This window comes from Bacillus sp. EB V-12 (assembly GCF_056158125.1).
The window spans coordinates 1-24,525 of sequence record NZ_JBUXJL010000008.1 but is presented as its reverse complement, the minus strand read 5'-3'; the positions used below and the strand labels follow the sequence as shown (position 1 = coordinate 24,525).

The window sequence follows — 24,525 nt, the reverse complement described above, 5'->3', positions numbered from 1 at the left end:
TTCGAACGATGGTAATATATAGGATTTCAATTTTAAAAGGAGCTCTTCACATTCTGTGAAGAGCTCCTCTACTATTTCTTATAAAGTTTCAGAAGTAGTTTTTGCTTGCATGTGAAGTGCTAAGTAATCAGGTCCACCAGCTTTAGAGTCTGTACCAGACATGTTAAAGCCACCAAATGGTTGGTAACCTACGATTGCACCAGTACATCCACGGTTGAAGTATAAGTTACCAACGTGGAAGTCTTCGCGTGCTTTTTCAATATGGTCACGGTTGTTAGTAATAACAGCACCTGTTAAACCGTATTCCGTATTATTTGCAATTGCAAGTGCATGATCGAAGTCTTTCGCTTTACAGAATGCTACTACTGGTCCGAAGATTTCTTCTTTCATTAAGCGAGCATCTTCTGCAACGTCAGCAACGATTGTTGGTTGGATGAACCAGCCTTTAGAATCGTCTCCTTCGCCACCTGCTAAGATTCTACCTTCTTCTTTACCAATTGCAACATAGCTCATTACTTTATCGAATGCAGCTTGGTCATTAACAGGACCCACGTTTGTACCTAATACTGCTGGGTTAGCAACTGTTAATTCTTTTGTTAATTCAACAGCACGATTTAATACATGATCATATACATCTTCATGGATTACTGCACGAGAACATGCAGAACATTTTTGTCCTGAGAATCCGAATGCTGATGCAACGATAGACTTAGCTGCTAATTCAAGATCTGCTTCTTTATCAACAACGATTGTATCTTTACCGCCCATTTCAGCGATAACGCGTTTTAACCAAATTTGTCCTGGGTTTACTTTCGCTGCACGCTCATAGATGCGGATACCTACATCACGAGATCCCGTGAAGCTTACGAAACGTGTACGAGGATGATCTACTAAGTAATCACCAACTTCAGAACCGTTACCTGGAACGAAGTTTACTACGCCAGCTGGTAAGCCAGCTTCTTCTAATACTTCCATAAATTTCGCTGCTACTACAGGAGTTGTACTAGCTGGTTTTAGTAATACTGTGTTACCAGAAACTAAAGCAGCTGTTGTCATACCTGCCATAATTGCGAATGGGAAGTTCCAAGGAGAAATGATAACACCTACTCCTAATGGAATGTAAGAGAAACGATTATATTCAATTGGACGGCTTTCTACTGGAATACCGTCTTTTAATTTTAACATTTGACGACCATAATATTCCATAAAATCGATTGCTTCTGCTGTATCAGCATCTGCCTCATTCCATGGCTTACCTGCTTCTTTTACAAGAATAGCAGAGAATTCATGTTTTCTGCGACGAACGATTGCTGCAGCACGGAATAAAATATCTGCACGCATTTCTGGCTTTGATTTTCTCCAAGTTTGGAATGTTTCATCCGCTACTTGCATTGCTTTTTCAGCTAACTCACGGCTTGCTTTTGAAACACGACCAACAAGTTCCTCTTTATTTGCAGGGTTTACAGAAACAATTTTGTCTTCTGTAGTGATTTTTTCTCCCCCAATAATTAATGGATAGTCTTGTCCAAGATAAGATTCTACTTTCTTTAAACCTTCTTCAAACGCTAATTTGTTAGCCTCCACTGAAAAATCTGTAAATGGCTCATGTTTGTATGCTACTACCATTTTTTTTAGCCTCCCCTTAGAAAAACGTTTACATTTTACAACATTATTCTACACGATAATTTAGATTTATTCAAATATTCCTAGACTTATATTTTAAAAATTAATAAATTTTTAAAATATAATAAAAAAAAGAGATTCATACATGCGTATGAATCTACAAAATATGAGTATATTCCAAAACATTTTTCCCGATCAATAATATAGTAACTAATAAAAATAAAGTCCTTACATATCCAACACCTTTTTGAACCGCAAACTTCGATCCAAAATAAGCACCTAAGATCATTGATAATCCCATGATAATACCGTATTCAAAATGAATTATATCTAAAAATAAAAAAGTAATTAAAGATACAATATTACTAACAAAGTTCAAAAGTTTTCCAGATGCTGCCGCTTGAATAAAATCCAAGCCAATTAATAAAAATGCAAAAATTAAAAACGACCCTGTCCCTGGCCCAAAAAATCCATCATAAAATCCTATCATTAAAATAGCAAAGAAAAATATTAATGTTTTTCTTTGCGTCATCTTCTTATAGGTAGACACACTTCCCCAATTCTTTTTTGCAATAATATAAATAGCAATAAATACCAACATTACAAGTACTAATGGGCGTAAAATATCCGGTGGAATAAATTTTACTACTAAAGCACCTGCAACAGCTCCAACAATAGTTAACGGGATTAACTTTCCTACAATTTTAAAATCAACTTTTCCTGATCGAATGAAATACATCGCACTCGTAAACGTCCCCATTGTTGCCGCTAATTTATTCGTTGCAATTGCCGAAGCTGGCGATAAGCCAACAAACATAAGTGCAGGAAGCGAAATTAACCCTCCTCCTCCAACAACGGAATCAATAAAAGCTGCTAAAAAACCGAATGCAATTAATAAAATAATGACTTGAAAACTTAATTCTTCCATGAGATTTACCCCTTACCCCTATTTTTTACAACATTTTAAATTATAACAAAATTACATAAGAAAAAAAGCTGTTCCATAGAGGAACAGCCTTCATATTTAATCTAAAATCTTCACAAGTGGTTCATCTTGTTTTGCTTCACGTATAATAATAGCTTCTGGGCGTTCTACAGATTTAATCGTTACTTGTACTTTCATATAATTCGGGAAGTATTCCATAACAAGCCCTGCCACATATTGTGTAAACCCAACTATTTCAGCTTTTCCATTAAACTGGACAGGAATATCAAGCTTCATTTCTCTTAATTCATCATCTCTATACATACCAGTACCAATAACAGCTGTATAGTCGCCTTGGAAATAATCGCTTAGTTTTGCCTTAAAGTTGGATACTCTTGCAAGGTCTTCACGTTTATTATCTGTTTTCGCTTGCTCTGATGGAAACAAATAATATTTTTCATTAATTTGTTTCCAATCTTCAACCGTTTCACTACCTTTTTCAACATTCGCATAAGAAACAAAATTACCTGGCACGAGCGAAGACTTTGGAGCTTGGCGATAAATCGCAAATGTTATTGGAATATTTTTGGTTTCAGGTTCTTTTTGATGTATGACTTTCAAAATTTCTTGCGCCATTTTTTTCCCTTCAGCTAACATCTTTTCATCCGGGATTGCAGCTTCACGTGGATAACCATGCTCTTCGTTAAAATATTGAACAGAATTCATCGCTAATCCAACTACCATACCAACGCGTTCCTCGTCGTTATCGCCTTTTTTCACATAATAATCATGCTCTAAAATATTCGAAATATATATTGGATTTTTTTTATTTTTCACTTCTAGTGATTCGGATCCTGTTCCTAATGCAGGGTTTAATCCTATATTAGGAAATTTAACTGCATCTTTTTTTAATTTGTCCTCTAGTTCCTTTTGTTCAGCATCTGTACGTTTTCTTTTAACAAGCATCTGTATAGTTTGAGTATCTAGAGCTTTTCCGCCTTTTAAAAAATTATCTTTCGTACTAAATGATTCTTTTGCAATTCGCATTAACCCTGTTTCAAATTCATCTATATCAAGACGACTATTTAACCCTTGCACGACTAAACCACGTGCCTTTCCACCATCAAATGGAATAGTCGTCTTATAATATTCATCCGAAATAGCGTATTTTGGAACAACTGATTGTTCTTTTGCTTTCCCCGATTTCTCAGCCACTTTTTCATCTTTGTCGGCACCTGCACTACACCCACTTACAAGTAGGCCAAGGCTTAATACCGCTAATGCTATTTTTTTCATGGTAAGTTTGCACCTCTTACTTATTTAGCTCTTGTAAGAACCTCTCTTCATTCCAAACCTCAACATTATGTTTCTCCGCTTGTGCTAATTTCGAACCAGCCGCTTCACCTGCAACAACTAAATCCGTACTCTTACTAACACTTCCCGTTACTTTTCCACCTAATGCCTCAATCTTCTTCTTCGCTTCACTTCGCCCCATAACTTCTAGCTTACCTGTTAAAACAACCGTTTTTCCTGCGAAGTAAGATTCAACATTTTGTAAATCTGCAATTTTTATACCTTTGTATGTCATATTCACGCCATACTCTTTAAACTGCTGTAATAACTCTAATACATCTTCATTATCAAAATATGTCACAACAGATTGAGCCATTTTTTCGCCAATTTCATTAATTGCTTTTAGTTCTTCTTCCGTTGCTTTTACAAGCTCATCCATCGTTTCAAAGTGCTCTGCAAATGTACGTGCTGCTTTCGCTCCAACGTGGCGAATTCCAAGACCAAATAATAATCGCTCTAACGAGTTTTCTTTAGAATTTTCAATTGCTTGTATTAAGTTTGTTGCTGATTTTTCACCAAAACGTTCTAACTGTAATAATTGCTCTTTCGTCAATGCATATAAATCAGCAAATGTACGAATGTAATCAGCATCAAAGAGTTGTGTAATGACACGTTCCCCAAGTCCATCAATATTCATTGCATTTCTTGAAACGAAATGGATTAACCCTTCTCGAATTTGAGCAGGACAAGTTGGATTTATACAACGAAGTGCTACTTCTTCTTCTAAACGAACAAGTTCACTCTCACATGCTGGACAATGAGTTGGCATGCGGTATTCTTCTTCCTCACCAGTACGCTTATCAAAAATAACGTTCACAACTTCAGGAATAATATCTCCAGCCTTCTTCACAACAACGTAGTCACCAATTCGAATGTCTTTTTCACGAATTAAATCTTCGTTATGTAAAGAAGCACGACGAACAATTGTACCAGCAACTCTCACTGGCTCTAGTTCTGCAGTCGGTGTTACAACTCCTGTTCGGCCAACACTTAATTCAATGCCTGTTAATCTCGTTACAACTTCTTCAGCCGGGAATTTATAAGCAATCGCCCATCTTGGACTCTTCGCTGTAGTTCCTAGACTTTCTTGAAGGGCAACATCATCTACTTTTATAACGATTCCATCAATCTCATAATCAAGATGCGGACGTTTTTCTTGCCATTCTTCTACATAAGCTATAACTTCTTCAATTGTTTCACATGTACGGCGATTTGGATTTGTCTTAAATCCAAGTTCACCTAAGAAATCAAGCGATTCACTATGTGATGGAATTGTTTTTTCTTCTACATTCGCAAGACCGTACACAAACATAGATAAGTTACGCTTCGCTGCAATTTTCGGATCAAGTTGACGTATTGAACCTGCTGCTGCATTACGCGGATTCGCAAATACATCTTCTCCATTTTGCTCTTTTTCTTCATTTAGTTTAACGAATGAACGCTTCGGCATATAAGCTTCGCCTCGTGCTTCTAACGTTACTTCTTCATTTAAACGAAGTGGGATAGCTTTAATCGTTTTTAAATTTTGAGTAATATCTTCACCCGTTACACCATCACCACGTGTCGCCCCTTGAATGAAGCGCCCTTTTTCATAATGAAGCGAAACGGCAAGCCCGTCAATTTTTAATTCACATATATATCTTACATTCGCACCATCAATTCCTTGACGTACTCTTCTGTCGAAATCACGTAAATCTCCTTCGTTAAATGCATTTCCTAAACTTAACATTGGTGACTTATGTGTTACTTTTTCAAATATATCAAGAACAGTCCCCCCAACGCGAACGGAGGGAGAATCTTCACTCATAAACTCTGGGTTCTCTGCTTCTAATTTTATAAGCTCCTGCATATTACGGTCATATTCCGCATCAGAAACAGAAGGATTGTCTAATACGTGATATTGATAGTTAAATGTATTTAATAAATCACGCAGTTCTTCTATACGTTTTTTTGCTATCTCTTTTGACATATCCTCATTCCTTTCTATTGTTTCGTCACAGGTGCAAATTTTGCTAACAAACGTTTAACACCAATTGGGCTTGGGAATGCAATATCTAATTCTTTTGCATCACCTTCACCTTTTACACTTACAACTGTACCGACTCCCCATTTTTGGTGGGAAGCTTTATCTCCTACTGCCCAGCCAATTTGTTCGCCGCCTGTCGTCTTAGCTGCAGGGCGCGCGAAAGCTGAACGAGAGCGTGTTGTCGTTGTGATTGTCGTTTTGCCGCTACTTGCCGTTCTGCCTTTTGCACCAAACGATGTTTCACGCTTTGGCGTTGTTTCATTTAATGATTCCACTAGTTCTGTCGGGATTTCTGTAATGAATCGAGACGCAGCGTTCATACTTGTTCTACCAAATAAAGTACGCATTTGCGCGTTAGATAAATATAGCTCTTCTTCTGCACGGGTAATACCTACATAAGCAAGACGACGTTCTTCTTGCATTTCATCCTCTTCCATAAGAGAACGAGTATGAGGGAATATCCCTTCCTCTAAGCCAACAATAAAGACAACCGGGAACTCTAATCCTTTCGCTGAGTGCATCGTCATTAAAATAACTTCTTCACCAGCAGTTGGGTCTTCATCTACACGATCAATATCAGCAACAAGTGCTAAATCTGTTAAGAATGCAACAAGGCTCTTATCTTCGCTTTGAGATTCAAATGTTTGCGTAACAGATAAGAACTCGTCTAAGTTTTCTAAACGACCTTCCGCTTCTAAAGAACGTTCATTTTTCAACATATCGCGATAGCCTGTTTTTTCAATAACTTCTTCTACTAATTCTGTAACAGATAAATACTCTTGCATATTTACCCAGTTATTTAATAAATTCGCAAATTCTTTTACTGCCTTTGTAATTTTTGCACTTACTCCAACATGCTCAATTTCATCAAATACAGCAGTTAATGAAATTCCGTTTTGCACACCGTAATTAATAATTTTATCGATAGAAGTCGCACCAATACCACGCTTTGGCATGTTAATAATACGTGCAAAACTAATTTCATCATCTGGATTACCGATTAAACGTAAGTACGCCAAAATATCTTTAATCTCTTTACGATCGTAGAACTTCGTACCCCCGACAATTTTGTACGGAATGTTAGATTTAAGGAAAATCTCCTCGACCATACGAGACTGAGCATTCGTACGATATAACACTGCAAAATCAGTATATTTTCGTTTCCCCATTTGAATATCGTCACGAATTTTTTTCGCAACAAAATACGCTTCGTCCTTTTCAGTTGCAGCACGATAATACGAGATTTTACTTCCAACTTGATTGTCTGTCCATAATTTCTTCGGCTTACGATTCGTATTTTTTTCAATAACAGCATTCGCTGCATTTAAAATATTTTGTGACGAACGATAGTTTTGTTCTAACAAAATTACTTGTGCATTCTCATAGTCTTTTTCGAACGACAAAATGTTAGAAATATCTGCACCACGCCAGCGATAAATAGACTGGTCAGAGTCACCTACAACGCAAAGATTTTTAAAACGCGCTGCCAAATGTTTAACAAGAAGATATTGCGCTTTGTTCGTATCTTGATACTCATCAACGTGAATATATTGGAACTTACGCTGATAAAACTCTAATACTTCTGGAACACGTTCAAATAACTGAATCGTGGTCATAATTAAATCATCAAAGTCTAATGAATTATTTTTCAAAAGACGTTTTTGATACTCTGTGTATACATCGCTCGTTAATTTTTCATATGGATCAGCCATTGTAATTTTTTTTGCATATTTATCCGCAGATAACAGTTCATTTTTCGCATTACTAATACCCGCTAAAATAGAGCGCGGCTCAAATTTCTTCGGATCAATATTGCGCTCTTTCATAATTTTTTTGACTACAGTTAGCTGATCGCCTGAATCTAAGATTGTAAAGTTACGATTAATACCAATACGATCGATATCCCGTCGTAAAATACGTACACACATAGAATGGAACGTCGAAATCCAAATATCTTCTGCTTCTGGTCCCACAAGTGTATCAATACGCTCACGCATTTCACGAGCTGCTTTATTTGTGAAGGTAATAGCTAGTACATTCCATGGTGCTACACCTTTTTCACCAAGTAAATACGCAATACGATGTGTTAACACACGTGTCTTACCACTACCTGCACCTGCCATTAATAGAAGTGGTCCATTCGTTGTTTGGACTGCTTTTTGTTGCTGTGGATTTAAACCGTTTAATAATCTATCTGTCATACTCATATACGCCTGCACCTACTCTCCTTTTACTGCTTTAACTGTTTTTAACGCCGATTTTATATCATCATAAATAATATTTCCAACAACTACTGTATCAGCATATTGTGCCATGTCTTTCGCCTGTTCTGCATTAGAAATACCACCGCCATAGTATAACTTAGCTTGTTTCAATTCTGCTTTTACATTTTTAACAAGTTCAACATCTCCATATGTACCGCTATATTCTAAATAAAATATCGGTAAATGTAATAACTTGTCTGCTAAACGAGCATATGCAATAACGTCATCTTCTGTTAAATCACATTTCGCTTCTGTAAGCTGGGCTACTTTCGCTTCTGGATTTAAAACACAATACCCTTCCATAAAAATTTCGTCCCAGTCCATAATATCCCCAAATTCTTTCAATGCCTCATGATGAACACCTGTTACCCATTCTACTTTTCGGCTATTTAAAACACTTGGGATGTAATAAAAATCAAATCCTGGTGTAATTGCTTCTACATCAGAAACCTCTAATACACAAGGAACTGCATATCTACGAATGCTAACTAGCATGTGTAATACGTTATCAATTGTAACTCCATCACTTCCGCCTACAATAACCGCATCAGTTCCAGACTCACAAATCATTTCTAAATGTTCATCGCTTAACTCCTTATTTGGATCAAGCTTAAATACATGTTTCCATCCGGAAATATCGTACATGAAAACACCCTTCCTTTTCTCTAGTTATATATATTTCTGTTCAAAATAACAGTTTATTTTCATCATTATTGTTTTAACTTCATCTTAAATATTTGTTTAAAACGGAGAATTAAGTTTGGAATTACCTCTTCCATATTTTTTAAACTAGAGGATTTAATTTTGAAGTTCCTTTTATGCATTCTTTCATTATAACAAAAAAAGTTACTTACACACACGCACATTCCAACATCTTTTTCCACGTCAAATGTTGGATTACATATCCCAAAAATCAAACGGGATACTAATAAAAGAAATAGTATTATCTATTTCAACTTTCATAAAAAGGAGTGTTTTTCTAATGAAGCAAAATATCGGGACAATAAACGCTCTAATTCGAATTACACTTGGGCTTGTCCTCTTCGGATGTAGTGCAACTAAACTTGTACGCAAGCCGTGGTGCACTTGGTCTAACATTTTTCTATGGATTGGTGCAATGAAAGTTGCAGAAGGAATTGTTCGTTTCTGCCCTGTTGTTGAAATGTGGAAATTCGGAAAATACATGAATATGGGGGCATTTAAAATGCCTAGCATGAATTTTGCTGAAAAAGGACATGCTAAAGAAGAAGTGAATCAAACTTCCACTCATGACAAGCCAAAGTCAAAAGGAAGTTATGACGCTTCTGACAAAGAGATTGAGTCAGCGATTGAAAATATAATCCTGGCAAAACCGCTTTGAATCATTTGTCACGATGCAAGATGCTCTCAAAGGGACTTAGCTGCTGCAGTGGGCGGTTAAGTCTTCTTTATTTTACCATAAAACAGAACGTACATTCTCTTTTTTGACCTTAAAATGTATATAAAAGATATCAATCAATAAAATTCAGAAAATTAGGTGCATACCTCTTGCTTAAAATGATATAAAAGTGATATCATTTTTATATCAGGAGGCGATCATATGAAAGAAAAACAAGTATTTTATGTAAATGGTTTTCTCGGTATTATTGGAATTTTGATTTTAGCTGCTATCGGTGTATTTTTCCTTGCACAAGAAATTTTCATAGGAGCGGCACTAACTATTATATTAGCCGCAGTTCTCGCTACAGGTATCGGTATTGTTCAACCGAATCAAGCGAAGGTTATTACGTTCTTCGGTAATTATTTAGGAACAATTCGTCAAAACGGTTTATTTTTAACGATTCCGTTCGCATTCCGTCAAACTGTATCTTTACGTGTTGAAAACTTTAACAGTAAAAAATTAAAAGTAAATGACGTTGATGGAAATCCAATTGAAATTGCAGCTGTTATCGTATATAAAGTTGTTGATTCTGCAAAAGCAATGTTTGGTGTTGAACATTATGATCGATTTGTAGAAATTCAAAGCGAAACGGCAATCCGCCATGTTGCAACAAAATATCCTTATGACAATTTCCAAGATGAAACCTGCGTTACGTTACGCGGAAATACTGAAGAAGTCTCTGAAGAATTAAAACGTGAGTTAGAGGCGCGTCTTGAAATTGCTGGTGTAGAAGTATTAGAAACTCGTTTAACGCACTTAGCTTACGCAACAGAAATTGCCCATGCAATGCTACAACGCCAGCAAGCAAAAGCAGTATTAGCTGCTAGAAAAGAAATTGTTGAAGGTGCTGTGAAGATGGCGAAAGATTCCATCCATATGTTAGATGAAGAAGGCGTACTAGAACTCGATGACGAGCGTAAAGCAAATATGGTAAACAACTTATTAGTTGCCATCGTTTCAGATAAAGGTGCGCAACCAGTTATTAATACAGGAAGCCTATACTAAGGGCTATAAGTAATTATGGCTAAAAAGAAAAGCTTTCCATTACGTATTGATCCTGAATTACACGCAGTCATCGAAAAATGGGCAAATGATGAATTTCGTAGCGTCAATGCACACATCGAGTATTTACTTCGAGAAATGGCAAAGCAAAAAGGGAAATTAAAAAAAGATAAAGATGCATAAAAAATCCCGCTGATTCCTCAGCGGGATTTTTACATATTAACTTTTCGTCATCTCATGCCCAATTGCACGATATCCTATATCACTTCGATAAAATAGACCATCACTCTCAATTTTACCGATTTCTTTATATACTTTATCTTTTGCTTCTTGTAAACTATTTGCCTTACAAGCAACAAATAATACACGGCCACCGTTCGTTACAAAGTCCCCATGTTTCATTGCTGTACCTGCATGGAAAACAATCACATCTTGCAGTGCATCTAGTCCACTAATAATATCACCTTTTTTATATGCTTCTGGATATCCTTTAGAAGCAAGTACAACACCGATTACCGCTTCTTCTGACCATTGTAACGTTAGTTCACTTTCATCTAATACAGCGTTACATACGTCAACTAAATCATTTTCTAAGCGAGGTAATACAACTTCTGTTTCAGGATCACCGAAGCGTGCATTAAATTCAATTACCTTCGGACCATCATTTGTTAAAATAAGACCTGCGTATAAAATACCTGTAAACGAACGGTTTTCTGCAATCATCGCCTTAGCAGTTGGATGTAATACGGTTTGAATCGCTTCTTGAACTACTGATTCTGGAATTTGTGGTACTGGAGAATATGCACCCATTCCGCCCGTATTTGGACCTTTATCACCATCAAAAGCTCTTTTATGATCTTGGGCGATTACCATTGGATGTACAGTTGTTCCATTCACGAATGCCATTAATGAAAATTCTTGTCCATCTAAAAACTCTTCAATAACGACCTTCTTACTTGCCGCGCCGAATTTCACATCTTGTAGCATTTCTTTCACAGCTTGTAATGCCTCTTCAAGCGTCATTGCTACCGTTACCCCTTTACCCGCAGCTAGGCCGTCAGCTTTAATAACGATTGGTGCACCAACTTTTTGAATGTACTGTACCGCTTCTTCATAATCTGTAAAAGTTTCGTACGCCGCAGTTGGAATATCATACTTTTTCATAAGCTCTTTTGTAAAAGCTTTACTACCTTCAATAACAGCAGCCGCTTTATTCGGACCAAATACGCGAAGTCCCTCTTCTTTAAAACGATCAACAATTCCATTCATAAGTGGAATTTCTGGTCCAACGAAAGTTAACTCAATATTATTCTCTTTGGCAAATAAAACTAATGCATCAAAATCATTTTCATCAATATCAACTGGTATTGCAACATCTCTCATACCTTCATTACCTGGTGCTACATATACCTTTTCTACTTTTTCAGATTGTGCAAACTTCCAAGCTAAAGCATGCTCACGCCCACCGCGGCCAATTACTAAAACATTCATATTTCATCCCCCAATAATTAAATAAGTACAAACTAGAAGCTATGCTCCTAGTTTGCTTTTTCATATCAATAAAAGGTTATCTTAACCGGACTTTTTAAACATCCTCTATTAGTGTTTGAAATGACGTACGCCAGTGAACACCATAGCAATCCCATAAGTATCTGCCACTTTAATAGAATCTTCATCACGGATTGATCCGCCTGGTTGAATGATTGCTGTAATTCCTGCTTTTGCTGCTTCTTCTAATGTATCTGGCATTGGGAAGAAAGCATCAGATGCAAGTGCGCTACCTTGTGCTTTTTCACCAGCTTGTGTAATTGCGATTTTTGCAGAACCTACACGGTTCATCTGTCCCGCACCGACGCCAATTGTCATGTCATCTTTCGCTAAAACAATTGCGTTTGATTTCACATGTTTTACAACTTTCCAAGCTAGTTTTAAATCTTTCCATTCTTGCTCTGAAGGTTCACGTTTCGTTGGAATTGAAATTGTACTTTCATCTAATGATAACGTATCTTCTTCTTGAACGAGAAGTCCACCTTGTACAGAAGTTAGTTTTTTGCTTGCACTTGTCGCTTTTTCAATATTTATAGTTAATAAACGTAAGTTCTTCTTACTTTGTAACACTTCTAAAGCTTCTTGCGAGAACGAAGGTGCGATAACAATTTCTAAGAAAATTTCATGTAACTTTTCTGCTGTAGCTTTATCAATTTCACGATTTGCTGCAATAATACCGCCGAAAATTGATACTGGATCTGCTTCATAAGCGCGAGTATATGCTTCGTGAATATCAGTTCCTACTCCAACACCACATGGATTCATATGTTTTACTGCTACTACTGCTGGTTCTGTAAATTCTTTTACGATGCTAAGCGCTGCGTCTGCATCATTAATATTGTTATACGATAATTCTTTACCGTGTAATTGTTCTGCGTATGCAACAGAAGAAGTTGCTGCGAATGGCGCTTTATAGAAAGTTGCCTTTTGATGTGGGTTCTCGCCATAACGTAAGTCTTGCTTTTTCTCAAATGTCACCGTTAATGTTTCTGGACTTTCTTCACCCATTTGCTCTGTTAAGTAGTTAGAAATTAACGCATCATACGCTGCTGTATGACGGAATACTTTCGCTGCTAGTTTACGTTTTGTTTCCTCTGCTACTTCACCGTTCTCTTTCAGTTCTGCTAACACAATATCATAATCTACTGGATCTACAATTACAGATACGAATTTATGATTTTTCGCAGCAGAGCGAATCATTGTCGGGCCACCGATATCAATATTTTCAATTGCATCAGCAAATGTTACATCAGGCTTAGCGATTGTTTCTTTAAATGGGTATAAGTTAACAACAACAAAGTCAATTGGCTCTATACCTAACTCATTCATTTGTGTTACATGTGTTTCATTATCACGAACTGCTAATAGACCACCATGAATATTTGGATGTAATGTTTTCACACGGCCATCCATAATTTCAGGGAAACCAGTTACTTCAGAAATGCCGATTACTTGTAAGCCATTTTCTTCTAGTAACTTTTTCGTACCACCTGTTGAAATAACTTCAATCCCTTGTTCTAGTAACCCTTTAACAAATTCTACTACTCCTGTTTTATCTGAAACACTTACTAATGCACGCTTTTTCATTTATCCTTCACCCCTGGTTGTATGTTAGTTAACAGTTGATTCTTTCACAGACTGAACAATTTGATTCACTGTATTTACGTATAATTTATGTTCAACTTGTTGAATTTTCTTTTGTAAGCTTTCTCTCGTATCCCCTTCAGAAACAACCACTGCTTCTTGTGCAATAATTGGCCCTGTATCCATACCTGCATCTACATAATGAATTGTTACTCCAGTTACTTTCACACCTGCTTCTAACGCTTGACCGACAGCATCTTTACCCGGAAAGCTCGGTAGTAATGATGGATGAATATTAATAATCTTCCCGCCGTATGCTTCTAGTAACGTCGGCCCGATTAAACGCATATATCCAGCTAAAATAACATAATCAATTTCATATTCTTCTAGCTTCTTTAATATCTCTTTTTCAAACGCTTCTTTTGACTCATATGCTTTCGCTGAAAAAGCAAAACACGGAATATGATGATAATTTGCCCGTCCAACAGCTCGTGCTTCTGGTTTATCACATACTAATAAACTAATTTCTGCATCCAATCTTTTTTCTTCTACCGCATTAACGAGAGATTGAAAGTTAGATCCACTTCCAGAAGCAAAAACTGCTAATCTACTCATAGTGCTGTGCCCCCATTAAAAGTAACGCCAGCTCCTTGTATAGTACGTCCAATAATACGAGCCATTTCTCCTTGCTCTTCAAGAAGACGAACAACATCTTTTGCATCTTCTTCCTTCACTGCTACTACCATACCAATACCCATGTTAAAAATATTGAACATTTCTTTCTCTTCCAGTTTTCCAACTTCTTGAAGCAAACTAAAGATCGGCTGAATTTCCCAAGATCCTAGTTCAATCTCAGCACCGATTCCTTCTGGCAACATGCGTGGAATATTTTCAATAAATCCACCACCTGTAATATGCGCCATACCGTATACTTCATGTTTCTTCAATAGTTCTAAAATAGGTTTGACATAAATTTTCGTTGGTTTTAATAATTCTTCACCAAGAGGTAGTTCTAAGCGGCCATAAATACGCTCTAAAGATAGTTCCCCATCTTCTAATAACACTTTTCGTACTAAAGAGTAACCATTGCTATGAATACCGCTAGATGCTAAGCCAATTAGCACGTGACCAGCTTCAATCTTTTCACCTGTTACAATTTTCTTTTTATCAACAATCCCAACTGTAAAACCAGCTAAATCATATTCTTCCGTAGAATACATTCCTGGCATTTCAGCTGTTTCTCCACCGATTAATGCACAACCAGCTTGGCGACAGCCCTCTGATATACCTTTGACGATGTTTTCAATTTTACTAGGTTCAGCTTTACCACAAGCAATATAATCAAGGAAGAAAAGCGGCTCTGCTCCTTGGACAACAATATCATTTACACACATTGCTACTGCATCAATACCAATTGTGTCATGTTTATCTGCCATAAAAGCGAGCATCAATTTCGTTCCCACGCCATCTGTTCCAGATACTAATACAGGTTCTTCTAATGCAAATTTTGATAGATCAAACATACCTCCAAAACCGCCTAAACCGCCTAGTACTTCTTTTCTCATAGTTGTTTGTACGTGTTTTTTCATGCGAGATACCGCTTCATATCCAGCTTCAATATCTACTCCTGCTTGCTTATATGCATTCGCCATCGTTATTTACACCTCGTCTTTTAATTTCTCCCCATCCAGGGCGGGCTATTTTAAGAAAGGATCTAGCTCCTACATCAAAAGAAGTAGAAGCTTTTCTCACTTTTCTTATTTCATGCTTTCTAAAAGCTCTTGCTCATAATCATAAAGAGCTGTTGGATAGTCCCCATTAAAGTAAGCCATGCATAGGCCGCCATATTTCCCTTCATATGGACGTCCAATTGCATCTACTAATCCATCTTCACTTAAAAATGTTAAAGAATCTGCTCCGATCATTTCACGGATTTCTTCTACTGTATGATTTGCTGCAATTAATTCTTTTCTCGTTTGAATATCAATGCCATAGAAACATGGATATTTCAGAGGTGGTGAAGCAATTCTTACGTGAACTTCTGTCGCTCCAGCCTCACGAAGCATACGAACAATTCGTTTACTTGTCGTTCCTCTTACGATAGAGTCATCAATCATAACAACTCGTTTCCCTTCAACTACACCTCTTACTGCGGAAAGCTTCATCTTAACCCCTTGCTCGCGCAGTTCTTGAGAAGGTTGAATAAACGTACGTCCAACGTAACGATTTTTAATTAATCCTAACTCATATGGAATACCTGTCGCCTCCGCATAGCCAATCGCAGCTGAAATACTAGAGTCTGGTACACCAGTAACAACATCTGCTTCAATAGGAGCTTCTGCCGCTAAACGTTTCCCCATATTCTTACGTGCTGCATGGACGTTAACACCAGCAATATTAGAATCTGGTCGTGCAAAGTAAATATATTCCATACTACAAATTGCATGTTCTACATCGTTTGTGAAACGATCTACGTGAATTCCTTCATCATTAATGATAAGTAATTCACCCGGTTCTACATCGCGAATGTATGTTGCACCTACTACATCAAAAGCACATGTTTCAGATGCTACAACGTAAGCATCCCCCATCTTTCCAATTGAAAGCGGACGGAACCCATTCGGATCTAATGCAACGATCATTTCATTTCCAGTTAGTAAAAGATACGCAAACGCACCTTTCACTTTGTTTAAAGCTTCTTTTACACTTTCAATTAAAGAATCTTTTGTACTACGTTTAATAAGATGTAAAAGTACTTCTGTATCTGAACTAGTTTGAAAAATACTGCCCTCTGCTTCTAATTCACGACGAAGCATTTTTGCGTTAATTAAATTTCCGTTATGAGCTAACGCCATACTATGATCGGAAAAACGGAACAACAATGGTTGAACGTTAGCAACTTCACTTCCACCAGCTGTTGCATATCGTACATGTCCGATCGCTGATTTTCCATTTAATCCTTCTAGCTCACCTCTTGAAAACACTTCTGATATTAAACCTAACCCCTTGTGACCGACGATTTTTTCCCCATTATTTACGACAATGCCTGCGCCTTCTTGCCCACGGTGCTGTAAACTGTGCAATCCGTAGTATGAAACTTGTGCTGCATTTTCATGCCCCCAAATTCCGAAAACGCCACATTCTTCGTTTAACCCCTTTATTTCAGCAAGCATGGGATTGCCCCTTTCCAAGCCTTTCTCATTTCATCTACATTTGCTGTAAGTAATACTTCATTTTCTTCATTATGAATTGTTACTTCATTTGTACTTGTTACTTCTCCAACTTGGATTGCTTCTACCACTTTCTCAAACGCCTCTTTATTTTCACGTTTTACAGTTATCACGAAGCGAGACTGTGATTCAGCGAATAATGCTGCTGTTGCTTCTCCATCTAATTTCACAGTAGCACCTAAGCCTTTAGCACCAATTGCACTTTCTGAAATCGCAACTGCTAAACCACCTTCAGCAACATCATGTGCAGATTGAACAAGACCAGCTTGAATTGCTTCTAATACTTGTTTTTGGCGTTTTAATTCTACATCTAAATCGATACTTGGTGATTGACCGAAAATTTTGCCGTGAATCATTTTCTGTAATTCACTTCCGCCAAACTCAGCTTTCGTCTCACCAATTACATACACTAAATCACCAGCTTGCTTAAACTCTTGTGTTGTTACATGTTTTAAGTCATGCACAAGTCCGACCATCCCAACAGTTGGTGTTGGATATACAGCTTCACCACTACGCTCGTTATACATCGATACGTTTCCGCCGATAACTGGTGTTTGTAATGTGCGACAAGCTTCACTCATACCGTCTACTGATTTCTCAATCTGCCAGAAGATTTCTGGTTTTTCTGGGTTACCGAAGTTTAAGCAATCTGTAATTGCAAGTGGCTCTCCGCCAGAACATACGATATTACGCGCTGCCTCTGCTACTGCAATTTTACCGCCCATCTCTGGGTCTAGATAAATGTAGCGAGAGTTACAATCTGTCGTCATTGCTAATCCTTTTTCTGTACCGCGTACACGTACAACTGCAGCATCTGAACCTGGCGTAACAACTGTGCTTGTGCGAACTTGGTAATCGTATTGATCGTATACCCACTCTTTACTTGCAATTGTTGGTTGCTGTAATAAAGCGAATAACGTTTCTTTATAATTTTCTACTTTTGGCGTTTCCATTTTCATTGCTTGGAATTCAGCAAAGTATGCTGCTTCTTTTGATGGCTTATGATAAATTGGTGCTTCTTCTGCTAAAGCATCTGCTGGAACTTCAGCTACCTTTTCACCTTTATGGAATAAACGAAGCATTTTATCTTCTGTTACTTTCCCCATCGTAACCGCTGCAAGACCATACTTCTCAAATAAATCTACTATTTCTTGTTCTCTACCTTTTTTCACGACAATTAACATACGCTCTTGTGATTCAGATAGCATCATTTCATATGGTGTCATTCCTGTTTCACGCTGTGGTACATCATCTAAGTACATTTCAATACCCATTCCTGCTTTACTTGCCATTTCTGCAGATGATGATGTTAAACCAGCCGCACCCATATCTTGAATTCCAACAAGTGCATCGGATTGAATTAATTCTAAACACGCTTCAATAAGAAGCTTTTCCATAAATGGATCCCCTACTTGAACCGCTGGACGTTTCGCTTCTGAGCTTTCAGATAGTTCTTCCGACGCGAATGTTGCACCGTGAATACCGTCACGACCAGTTGATGCTCCTACGTACATTACTGTGTTACCAGCACCGTGCGCTTGCCCTTTTTTAATGTCTTCGTGGTTAATCAAACCTACGCACATTGCATTTACAAGTGGATTTCCTTCATAACATGGATCAAATTGTACTTCGCCGCCAACAGTCGGAATACCGATGCAGTTACCGTATCCTGCAATTCCTGCTACTACTTCTTCGAATAAATATTTCACACGTGGTGACTGTAATTCACCGAAACGAAGTGAGTTTAATAGAGCTACCGGGCGTGCTCCCATAGAGAATACGTCACGAATAATACCACCAACACCTGTTGCAGCTCCTTGATATGGTTCAATAGCTGAAGGATGGTTATGACTTTCCATTTTAAATACAACTGCTTGATTATCACCGATATCTACAATTCCAGCACCTTCTCCAGGTCCTTGCAGAACGCGCTCACCTGTAGTTGGAAACTTACGAAGAACTGGTTTTGAATTTTTATAACTACAATGTTCAGACCACATTACAGAGAATAACCCTGTTTCTGTATAATTTGGCAGACGACCTAAAATCTTTTCAACCATGGCAAACTCTTCGTCTGTTAGCCCCATTTCCGCATATATACGCTCTTCTTTAATTTGTGTTGGATTTGGTTCAAGCATTAACGACATATGTTTCCCTCCACTGTTTTAAGATAGATTGAAAGACTTTTAACCCTTCAGCACCGCCAAGTAATTCATCTACAGCACGCTCTGGGTGCGGCATCATACCAAGTACATTTCCTTTTTCATTTACAATACCAGCAATATCTGAAACGCTACCGTTAGGGTTTTCTACGTAACGGAATGCGATTTGATTGTTCTCTTCTAATTGTTTAAGAGTCGCTTCATCACAATAGTAATTCCCCTCACCATGCGCGATTGGAATATTAATTATTTCATCTTTTTCATATTGTGATGTAAACATCGTTTCATTATTTTCAACACGTAACTGAACAGTGCGACACATAAATTTTAAGTTTTCGTTTCTTATTAACGCTCCTGGTAGTAATCCTGATTCAACAAGAATCTGGAATCCATTACATACACCTAAAATCGGCTTTCCTTGCTCAGCAGCTTTTTGCACTGCTTTCATTGCATTAGCAAAGCGAGAGATAGCACCGCAGCGTAAGTAGTCACCATAAGAAAATCCACCTGGTAGTAGAATTGCGTCATATTCATCTAAATTCTCTGTATCGTGCCAAACGTAATCTACTTCTTCGCCAAGCTCATCTTTAATTGCATGGAACATATCGACATCACAGTTCGAACCCGGAAATACTATTACGGCAAATTTCACTGTGCGACAACCTCCTCAACTTCATAACGGAAGTCTTCCATTACAACGTTCGCTAATAGTTTTTCACACATTTCTTTTACCTTGCTATCTAAATCAGATACAGATTTATCAATTGTTAGTTCCATGTACTTTCCGATTCGAACGTCTTGTACTTCTGTGAATGAAAGACTATGAAGTGCTCCTTTTACTGCTGTTCCTTGTGGATCTAATACGCTTTCTCTTAATGTTACATATACCTTAACTTTATACATGTGAAAATCCCCCTAAACGTTTTAAAATCTCTTCATAAGCATCTGTTAAATTTCCAAGATCACGACGGAATACATCTTTATCAAACTTTTCATTGCTCGTTTCATCCCATAAACGGCAAGTATCTGGTGAAATTTCATCCGCTAAAATGATTTCTCCTTCTTCCGTTACACCAAACTCTAATTTGAAATCTACTAATCTTACACGACAGCTTGCGAAATGATCAATCAACACTTGATTGATTTGTAGAGCCATATCTCGTAATACACTTACTTGCTCTGGCGATGCAACGTTTAATACACGAATATGATCTTCCGTTACAAGCGGATCTCCTAAATCATCATCTTTGAAGTAAAATTCTACGATTGGTTCTGCAAGTACAGTTCCCTCTTCCATTCCTAATCGTTTTGAAAGACTTCCTGCAATTACATTTCTTGTGACAACTTCTAAAGGAATAATACTCACTTTTTTAACAAGTTGTTCTGTTTCAGATAACTTCTCAACAAAATGTGTTTTAATTCCCACTTCTTGTAACTTTCTGAACAATAAAGTTGTAATTTCATTGTTCAAACGACCTTTTCCTGTAATCGTCTCTTTTTTCTCCCCATTGAAAGCAGTCGCACTATCTTTGTACTCTACCCAAACCATATCTGCTGATTCTGTACGATAAATTCTTTTTGCCTTACCTTCATACAGCAATTCTAGCTTTTGCATTTCGCAAGCCCCCTGTAGTTTGAAAAATGTGAATAATATTTTTATAAAGAATGGCACAGAATGACTCTATTCTGTGCCATATGAAATTTTACGCTTCGTTTAATCCAAGGCGTTCAAAGATTGTATCAACGTGTTGCATATGATGCTCATAGTTGAAGCATTCATTAATCTCTTCTTGTGTTAACTTGCTTGTAATACGCTCATCAGCTTCTACAAGCTCTTTAAATTGTACTTGTGTTTCCCAAGCTTCCATCGCTTTAGGCTGTACGATATCATAAGCTTCTTCACGTACCATACCTTTGTCGATTAGTGTAAGCATTACGCGCTGAGAATAAATTAAGCCGTATGTTCTTGTCATATTACGTTTCATATTCTCTGGGTATACAGTTAAGTTTTTAACGATATTACCAAAGCGATTTAACATGTAATTTAATGCGATTGTAGCATCTGGTAAAATTACGCGTTCTGCCGAAGAGTGAGAAATGTCACGCTCATGCCATAATGGAACATTTTCGTAAGCTGTCATCATATAACCGCGGATAACACGAGCTAAACCAGTCATATTTTCAGAACCAATTGGATTACGTTTATGTGGCATTGCAGAAGAACCCTTTTGACCTTTTGCGAAAGCTTCTTCAACTTCACGTGTTTCACTCTTTTGTAAACCACGAATCTCAACTGCCATCTTTTCGATAGATGTTGCAATTAGTGCAAGTGTTGACATGTAGTGTGCGTGACGATCACGTTGCAATGTTTGTGTTGAAATTGGTGCTGCTTCTAATCCTAAATTTTCACAAACATATTTTTCTACGAATGGATCGATATTTGCATATGTACCAACCGCACCAGATAGTTTACCAACACGAACTGTATCAGCAGCTTGTTTGAAACGCTCTACGTTACGTTTCATCTCTTCATACCAAAGACCAAGTTTTAAACCAAATGTCGTTGGTTCTGCATGAACACCGTGTGTTCTTCCCATCATGATTGTGTATTTATGCTCTTTCGCTTTGTTAGCTAAAATGCTTACAAAGTTCTCTAAGTCTTTTAATATAATTTCATTCGCTTGTTTTAAGATGTAAGATAATGCTGTATCTACTACATCTGTAGATGTTAAACCGTAATGAACCCATTTACGTTCTTCGCCTAATGCTGGCGTTTCTGATACAGCACGAGTGAATGCAACTACGTCATGACGTGTTTCTTTTTCAATTTCATAAATACGATCAATATCAAATGATGCATGTTCACGAATTTTTTTAACATCTTCTTTTGGAATATCGCCAAGCTCAGCCCATGCTTCACAAGCTAAAATCTCAACTTCTAACCACGCTTTAAATTTGTTCTCTTCCGTCCAAATCGCACCCATTTCAGGGCGTGTATAACGACTAATCATCTTTTTCCCTCCAACAGTTGTTCTTGATGGTCCCAAATATGCAAACTCTTTGCTTTTTCTAGAGCGACTTCAATATTATCATTTAAAATATTAACATGCCCCATTTTTCGCTGTGCTTTTGCTTCTTCTTTTCCATACAAGTGTAAATAGCACCCGGTTAATCTATTCACTTGTCTTAGGACCCCTTCTATATGTTCGCCTAAAATGTTTACCATGACAACTGGTTTTAACAAATTTGTTTCTCCTAGAGGTAAATTACAGATTGCTCGAATATGTTGACCAAATTGACTCGTTTCACATGCATCCTGTGTATAGTGTCCTGAATTGTGAGGTCTTGGCGCTAATTCATTAATATAAATCTCACCATTATCTGTAGCAAACATCTCTACAGCTAGTGTTCCCACAAGTTCTAATTCATCCGCAAGTACCTTTGCATACGCAATTGCTTTTTGAGAAAGCTCTTCTGTAATGCGAGCTGGAACGATAGATTCATGTAAAATGTTATTTACATGAATATTTTCTGCTACTGGAAACACTTTTGTTTCACCACTTACACTACGAATCACAATAACTGATACTTCTTTTTCAAAAGGCACCCATTTCTCTAAAATACATTCTGCTTTATCCACAAGATTTCTTGCTGCCTCAACATCAGCTTCACTTCTTAAAACAACTTGCCCTTTCCCATCATATCCACCTGTCGTCGTTTTTAAGACGGAAGGGAATGATAACCCAGCAATTGCTTCTGTAAGCTGATCTTGATTTTGAACTAATCTATACGTTGCTACTGGTAACCCAGCCTTCTCAATCGCATTCTTTTCTGTAAAACGATTTTGCGTTGTATTTAACAACTGACTACCTTGTGGTAAGTACGCATGTTTTTCAAGCCATTGTAAACATCTATAATCAATATTCTCAAATTCATATGTGACAACATCACTTATCTCTGCTAAATGCTGAATTGCTTTTAAATCATCATATGGTGCAACAATTTCAATATCAGCAACTTGTGCACATGGCGAATGCTTTGTAGGATCTAAAACAGCAATTTTATATCCCATCTCCTTAGCTGCCAATGCCATCATTCTTCCTAGCTGGCCGCCTCCAATAATACCGATTGTTTTTCCAGGTAAAATGATTCTCGTCATACTAGCTCACTACCTTCACGCACATCTTTTTCAATCGCTTCTCGTCTCAATTCTAATGCATCATGTATATCATCATGAAATGATCCAAGTATTTGTGCGGCAAGTAATCCAGCATTCGTTGAACCGGCTTTACCAATTGCAACAGTTGCAACTGGAACACCTCCTGGCATTTGGGCGATGGATAATAATGAATCTAAGCCGTTTAATGCTTTTGATTGAACTGGAACTCCAATTACAGGAAGATTTGTCTTCGCTGCAACCATTCCTGGTAAATGTGCTGCTCCACCAGCTCCAGCAATAATAACTTTCAATCCACGTTCACGAGCCGTCTCTGCATATTCAAACATATAATCCGGAGTCCGATGAGCGGATACAACTTTTTTCTCATACGGTATATTTAATTCATCTAAAATGTCACAAGCATATTTCATTGTTTCCCAGTCTGACGTACTTCCCATTATGACTCCAACTAGTGATTTCATATTAGAATCCCCCCGATTCAAATAAAAAAAGCCTGAAATAGAACAGTTTCTCTTTTACTATGAGAGAAAGCGCTCTACTCAGGCATACGTATCCCTTGTGAATAGAAAAATACCGAGTGACTTTCCCTCATAGTCTAACGAATAACGGTCGTTAGGTAGAGACTTGCAGGCCATATCCCCGCGATTATATGAGGTCTTATATTATTGTTTCTATGGCTATATTAACAATATTTCATAAACAATGTCAATAAATAATCGAATGTTTTTTTATTAGCAGTCAATAACGTTCGTGTTTTAGTTATATTCAAAAGAAGAATTGCAACTATATACAAGAAGAAAAGGGAATTAGAATATATATTTCTAGAGATCTATTTTATGTATTTATCGTTTAAATAGCACTTCAGTATGTTTTTAATCAAAATATATACACTCTTGTATTATTATAACGATTTAATTTCTAAGGAGGATAACTGTTAAAGAAAGAACTATGCTATTATCCTATTTATTTTTCTCTATTGCAGTAATTTCTGTAATTATTAAATACTTATTTATAGCATCTCATTATTTAAAATATATACTTATGATAGAAATAATGTGTCCTATTTTAAGTATTACTTTAGCGACATTAGGAAAATCAGGAACACAAAAAATCATTACTATTATTTTAAAGAGTCTCTACTTCATTCTTTTTTCGTCTGTAGCTTTATTAAATTTACGGATTATAGCATTCGGTAAATAAAAATAAAC

The 24,525-nt window shown here is 37.1% G+C and carries 22 protein-coding genes and 1 riboswitch; of the genes, 4 read left to right on the top strand and 18 right to left on the bottom strand.

The genetic code is table 11. The features are described from left to right. Nucleotides 1-78: 78 nt before the first annotated feature. From pruA to pcrB, 6 genes are all read right to left on the bottom strand, one after another. Nucleotides 79-1,626, bottom strand: coding sequence for an L-glutamate gamma-semialdehyde dehydrogenase (gene pruA / locus ACZDYH_RS21930; RefSeq protein ID WP_088362282.1), 1,548 nt, complete (start codon nucleotides 1,624-1,626; stop codon nucleotides 79-81). A gap of 154 nt (nucleotides 1,627-1,780) precedes the next feature. Next, entirely contained in the window at nucleotides 1,781-2,551 is a 771-nt protein-coding gene (locus ACZDYH_RS21925; RefSeq protein WP_000391974.1) for a TSUP family transporter, read from the bottom strand. A 96-nt stretch (nucleotides 2,552-2,647) separates the two neighbouring features. After that, entirely contained in the window at nucleotides 2,648-3,844 is a 1,197-nt protein-coding gene (locus ACZDYH_RS21920) for a CamS family sex pheromone protein (protein WP_000717027.1), read from the bottom strand. A 16-nt stretch (nucleotides 3,845-3,860) separates the two neighbouring features. After that, nucleotides 3,861-5,870 (bottom strand): NAD-dependent DNA ligase LigA, encoded by a 2,010-nt coding sequence (ligA, locus tag ACZDYH_RS21915; RefSeq protein ID WP_000031450.1) that lies wholly within the window; start codon nucleotides 5,868-5,870, stop codon nucleotides 3,861-3,863. A 14-nt stretch (nucleotides 5,871-5,884) separates the two neighbouring features. Beyond that, complete coding sequence (pcrA, locus tag ACZDYH_RS21910; RefSeq protein ID WP_140421541.1) at nucleotides 5,885-8,134, bottom strand: DNA helicase PcrA; 2,250 nt, start codon at nucleotides 8,132-8,134, stop codon at nucleotides 5,885-5,887. A 12-nt stretch (nucleotides 8,135-8,146) separates the two neighbouring features. Next, nucleotides 8,147-8,836 carry a heptaprenylglyceryl phosphate synthase gene (gene pcrB, locus ACZDYH_RS21905; protein ID WP_000272097.1) on the bottom strand — a complete coding sequence of 230 codons (690 nt, stop codon included), beginning with the start codon at nucleotides 8,834-8,836 and terminating at the stop codon, nucleotides 8,147-8,149. A gap of 337 nt (nucleotides 8,837-9,173) precedes the next feature. Here pcrB and ACZDYH_RS21900 point away from each other — a divergent pair, with 337 nt between their 5' ends. The 3 genes from ACZDYH_RS21900 to ACZDYH_RS21890 all read left to right on the top strand — a co-directional run bounded on the left by ACZDYH_RS21900 (nucleotide 9,174) and on the right by ACZDYH_RS21890 (nucleotide 10,796). After that, nucleotides 9,174-9,551: a YgaP family membrane protein gene (locus ACZDYH_RS21900; protein ID WP_000812346.1), complete on the top strand. Its 378-nt coding sequence runs from the start codon at nucleotides 9,174-9,176 to the stop codon at nucleotides 9,549-9,551. A gap of 219 nt (nucleotides 9,552-9,770) precedes the next feature. Next, nucleotides 9,771-10,616 (top strand): SPFH domain-containing protein, encoded by an 846-nt coding sequence (locus ACZDYH_RS21895; RefSeq protein WP_000660670.1) that lies wholly within the window; start codon nucleotides 9,771-9,773, stop codon nucleotides 10,614-10,616. Between the two features lie 15 nt (nucleotides 10,617-10,631). Next, a complete protein-coding gene (locus ACZDYH_RS21890) occupies nucleotides 10,632-10,796 on the top strand; it encodes a type II toxin-antitoxin system antitoxin (protein ID WP_001085171.1) in 165 nt (54 codons plus the stop codon). A 36-nt stretch (nucleotides 10,797-10,832) separates the two neighbouring features. On the opposite strand, the gene purD is transcribed toward ACZDYH_RS21890, so the two are convergent. The 12 genes from purD to purE form a co-directional block, all read right to left on the bottom strand. After that, nucleotides 10,833-12,104, bottom strand: coding sequence for a phosphoribosylamine--glycine ligase (gene purD, locus ACZDYH_RS21885; protein ID WP_088362279.1), 1,272 nt, complete (start codon nucleotides 12,102-12,104; stop codon nucleotides 10,833-10,835). Nucleotides 12,105-12,212: 108 nt separating this feature from the next. Further along, nucleotides 12,213-13,748 carry a bifunctional phosphoribosylaminoimidazolecarboxamide formyltransferase/IMP cyclohydrolase gene (gene purH, locus ACZDYH_RS21880; RefSeq protein WP_088362278.1) on the bottom strand — a complete coding sequence of 512 codons (1,536 nt, stop codon included), beginning with the start codon at nucleotides 13,746-13,748 and terminating at the stop codon, nucleotides 12,213-12,215. A gap of 24 nt (nucleotides 13,749-13,772) precedes the next feature. Further along, nucleotides 13,773-14,360, bottom strand: coding sequence for a phosphoribosylglycinamide formyltransferase (gene purN, locus ACZDYH_RS21875; protein WP_000088589.1), 588 nt, complete (start codon nucleotides 14,358-14,360; stop codon nucleotides 13,773-13,775). Further along, nucleotides 14,357-15,397, bottom strand: coding sequence for a phosphoribosylformylglycinamidine cyclo-ligase (purM, locus tag ACZDYH_RS21870; RefSeq protein ID WP_001262439.1), 1,041 nt, complete (start codon nucleotides 15,395-15,397; stop codon nucleotides 14,357-14,359). Before purM ends, purN begins: the two co-directional genes overlap by 4 nt. Before the next feature lie 105 nt (nucleotides 15,398-15,502). Continuing rightward, a complete protein-coding gene (purF, locus tag ACZDYH_RS21865; RefSeq protein ID WP_000879025.1) occupies nucleotides 15,503-16,918 on the bottom strand; it encodes an amidophosphoribosyltransferase in 1,416 nt (471 codons plus the stop codon). Beyond that, the gene (gene purL, locus ACZDYH_RS21860) at nucleotides 16,903-19,122 is read right to left on the bottom strand and encodes a phosphoribosylformylglycinamidine synthase II (protein WP_000055564.1); all 2,220 of its coding nucleotides are present in this window, start codon (nucleotides 19,120-19,122) and stop codon (nucleotides 16,903-16,905) included. The genes purF and purL overlap by 16 nt, the downstream gene beginning before the upstream one ends. Beyond that, complete coding sequence (gene purQ, locus ACZDYH_RS21855; protein ID WP_000666774.1) at nucleotides 19,106-19,789, bottom strand: phosphoribosylformylglycinamidine synthase subunit PurQ; 684 nt, start codon at nucleotides 19,787-19,789, stop codon at nucleotides 19,106-19,108. The genes purL and purQ overlap by 17 nt, the downstream gene beginning before the upstream one ends. After that, a complete protein-coding gene (gene purS / locus ACZDYH_RS21850) occupies nucleotides 19,786-20,040 on the bottom strand; it encodes a phosphoribosylformylglycinamidine synthase subunit PurS (RefSeq protein ID WP_000278823.1) in 255 nt (84 codons plus the stop codon). The genes purQ and purS overlap by 4 nt, the downstream gene beginning before the upstream one ends. Further along, the gene (purC, locus tag ACZDYH_RS21845) at nucleotides 20,033-20,752 is read right to left on the bottom strand and encodes a phosphoribosylaminoimidazolesuccinocarboxamide synthase (protein WP_474887165.1); all 720 of its coding nucleotides are present in this window, start codon (nucleotides 20,750-20,752) and stop codon (nucleotides 20,033-20,035) included. The genes purS and purC overlap by 8 nt, the downstream gene beginning before the upstream one ends. An 88-nt stretch (nucleotides 20,753-20,840) precedes the next feature. Beyond that, a complete protein-coding gene (gene purB, locus ACZDYH_RS21840) occupies nucleotides 20,841-22,148 on the bottom strand; it encodes an adenylosuccinate lyase (protein WP_000625682.1) in 1,308 nt (435 codons plus the stop codon). Beyond that, entirely contained in the window at nucleotides 22,145-23,296 is a 1,152-nt protein-coding gene (purK, locus tag ACZDYH_RS21835; RefSeq protein WP_000196774.1) for a 5-(carboxyamino)imidazole ribonucleotide synthase, read from the bottom strand. Before purK ends, purB begins: the two co-directional genes overlap by 4 nt. Continuing rightward, on the bottom strand, nucleotides 23,293-23,778 hold the full coding sequence (purE, locus tag ACZDYH_RS21830; RefSeq protein ID WP_000839365.1) for a 5-(carboxyamino)imidazole ribonucleotide mutase: 486 nt from the start codon (nucleotides 23,776-23,778) through the stop codon (nucleotides 23,293-23,295). The genes purK and purE overlap by 4 nt, the downstream gene beginning before the upstream one ends. Before the next feature lie 110 nt (nucleotides 23,779-23,888). Next, a riboswitch (purine riboswitch) is annotated at nucleotides 23,889-23,990 on the bottom strand. A 275-nt stretch (nucleotides 23,991-24,265) separates the two neighbouring features. Between purE and ACZDYH_RS21825 the strand changes: the two genes are divergently transcribed. Further along, on the top strand, nucleotides 24,266-24,517 hold the full coding sequence (locus ACZDYH_RS21825; protein WP_000927500.1) for a hypothetical protein: 252 nt from the start codon (nucleotides 24,266-24,268) through the stop codon (nucleotides 24,515-24,517). Nucleotides 24,518-24,525 lie beyond the last annotated feature (8 nt).

What these genes read in the sequence shown, in the direction of transcription:
- pruA (WP_088362282.1), bottom strand. Translation starts at nt 1,626, where the DNA reads ATGGTAGTAGCATACAAACATGAGCCATTTACAGATTTTTCAGTGGAG.
- ACZDYH_RS21925 (WP_000391974.1), bottom strand. Translation starts at nt 2,551, where the DNA reads ATGGAAGAATTAAGTTTTCAAGTCATTATTTTATTAATTGCATTCGGT.
- ACZDYH_RS21920 (WP_000717027.1), bottom strand. Translation starts at nt 3,844, where the DNA reads ATGAAAAAAATAGCATTAGCGGTATTAAGCCTTGGCCTACTTGTAAGT.
- ligA (WP_000031450.1), bottom strand. Translation starts at nt 5,870, where the DNA reads ATGTCAAAAGAGATAGCAAAAAAACGTATAGAAGAACTGCGTGATTTA.
- pcrA (WP_140421541.1), bottom strand. Translation starts at nt 8,134, where the DNA reads ATGAGTATGACAGATAGATTATTAAACGGTTTAAATCCACAGCAACAA.
- pcrB (WP_000272097.1), bottom strand. Translation starts at nt 8,836, where the DNA reads ATGTACGATATTTCCGGATGGAAACATGTATTTAAGCTTGATCCAAAT.
- ACZDYH_RS21900 (WP_000812346.1), top strand. Translation starts at nt 9,174, where the DNA reads ATGAAGCAAAATATCGGGACAATAAACGCTCTAATTCGAATTACACTT.
- ACZDYH_RS21895 (WP_000660670.1), top strand. Translation starts at nt 9,771, where the DNA reads ATGAAAGAAAAACAAGTATTTTATGTAAATGGTTTTCTCGGTATTATT.
- ACZDYH_RS21890 (WP_001085171.1), top strand. Translation starts at nt 10,632, where the DNA reads ATGGCTAAAAAGAAAAGCTTTCCATTACGTATTGATCCTGAATTACAC.
- purD (WP_088362279.1), bottom strand. Translation starts at nt 12,104, where the DNA reads ATGAATGTTTTAGTAATTGGCCGCGGTGGGCGTGAGCATGCTTTAGCT.
- purH (WP_088362278.1), bottom strand. Translation starts at nt 13,748, where the DNA reads ATGAAAAAGCGTGCATTAGTAAGTGTTTCAGATAAAACAGGAGTAGTA.
- purN (WP_000088589.1), bottom strand. Translation starts at nt 14,360, where the DNA reads ATGAGTAGATTAGCAGTTTTTGCTTCTGGAAGTGGATCTAACTTTCAA.
- purM (WP_001262439.1), bottom strand. Translation starts at nt 15,397, where the DNA reads ATGGCGAATGCATATAAGCAAGCAGGAGTAGATATTGAAGCTGGATAT.
- purF (WP_000879025.1), bottom strand. Translation starts at nt 16,918, where the DNA reads ATGCTTGCTGAAATAAAGGGGTTAAACGAAGAATGTGGCGTTTTCGGA.
- purL (WP_000055564.1), bottom strand. Translation starts at nt 19,122, where the DNA reads ATGTCGTTAATGCTTGAACCAAATCCAACACAAATTAAAGAAGAGCGT.
- purS (WP_000278823.1), bottom strand. Translation starts at nt 20,040, where the DNA reads ATGTATAAAGTTAAGGTATATGTAACATTAAGAGAAAGCGTATTAGAT.
- purC (WP_474887165.1), bottom strand. Translation starts at nt 20,752, where the DNA reads ATGCAAAAGCTAGAATTGCTGTATGAAGGTAAGGCAAAAAGAATTTAT.
- purB (WP_000625682.1), bottom strand. Translation starts at nt 22,148, where the DNA reads ATGATTAGTCGTTATACACGCCCTGAAATGGGTGCGATTTGGACGGAA.
- purK (WP_000196774.1), bottom strand. Translation starts at nt 23,296, where the DNA reads ATGACGAGAATCATTTTACCTGGAAAAACAATCGGTATTATTGGAGGC.
- purE (WP_000839365.1), bottom strand. Translation starts at nt 23,778, where the DNA reads ATGAAATCACTAGTTGGAGTCATAATGGGAAGTACGTCAGACTGGGAA.
- ACZDYH_RS21825 (WP_000927500.1), top strand. Translation starts at nt 24,266, where the DNA reads ATGCTATTATCCTATTTATTTTTCTCTATTGCAGTAATTTCTGTAATT.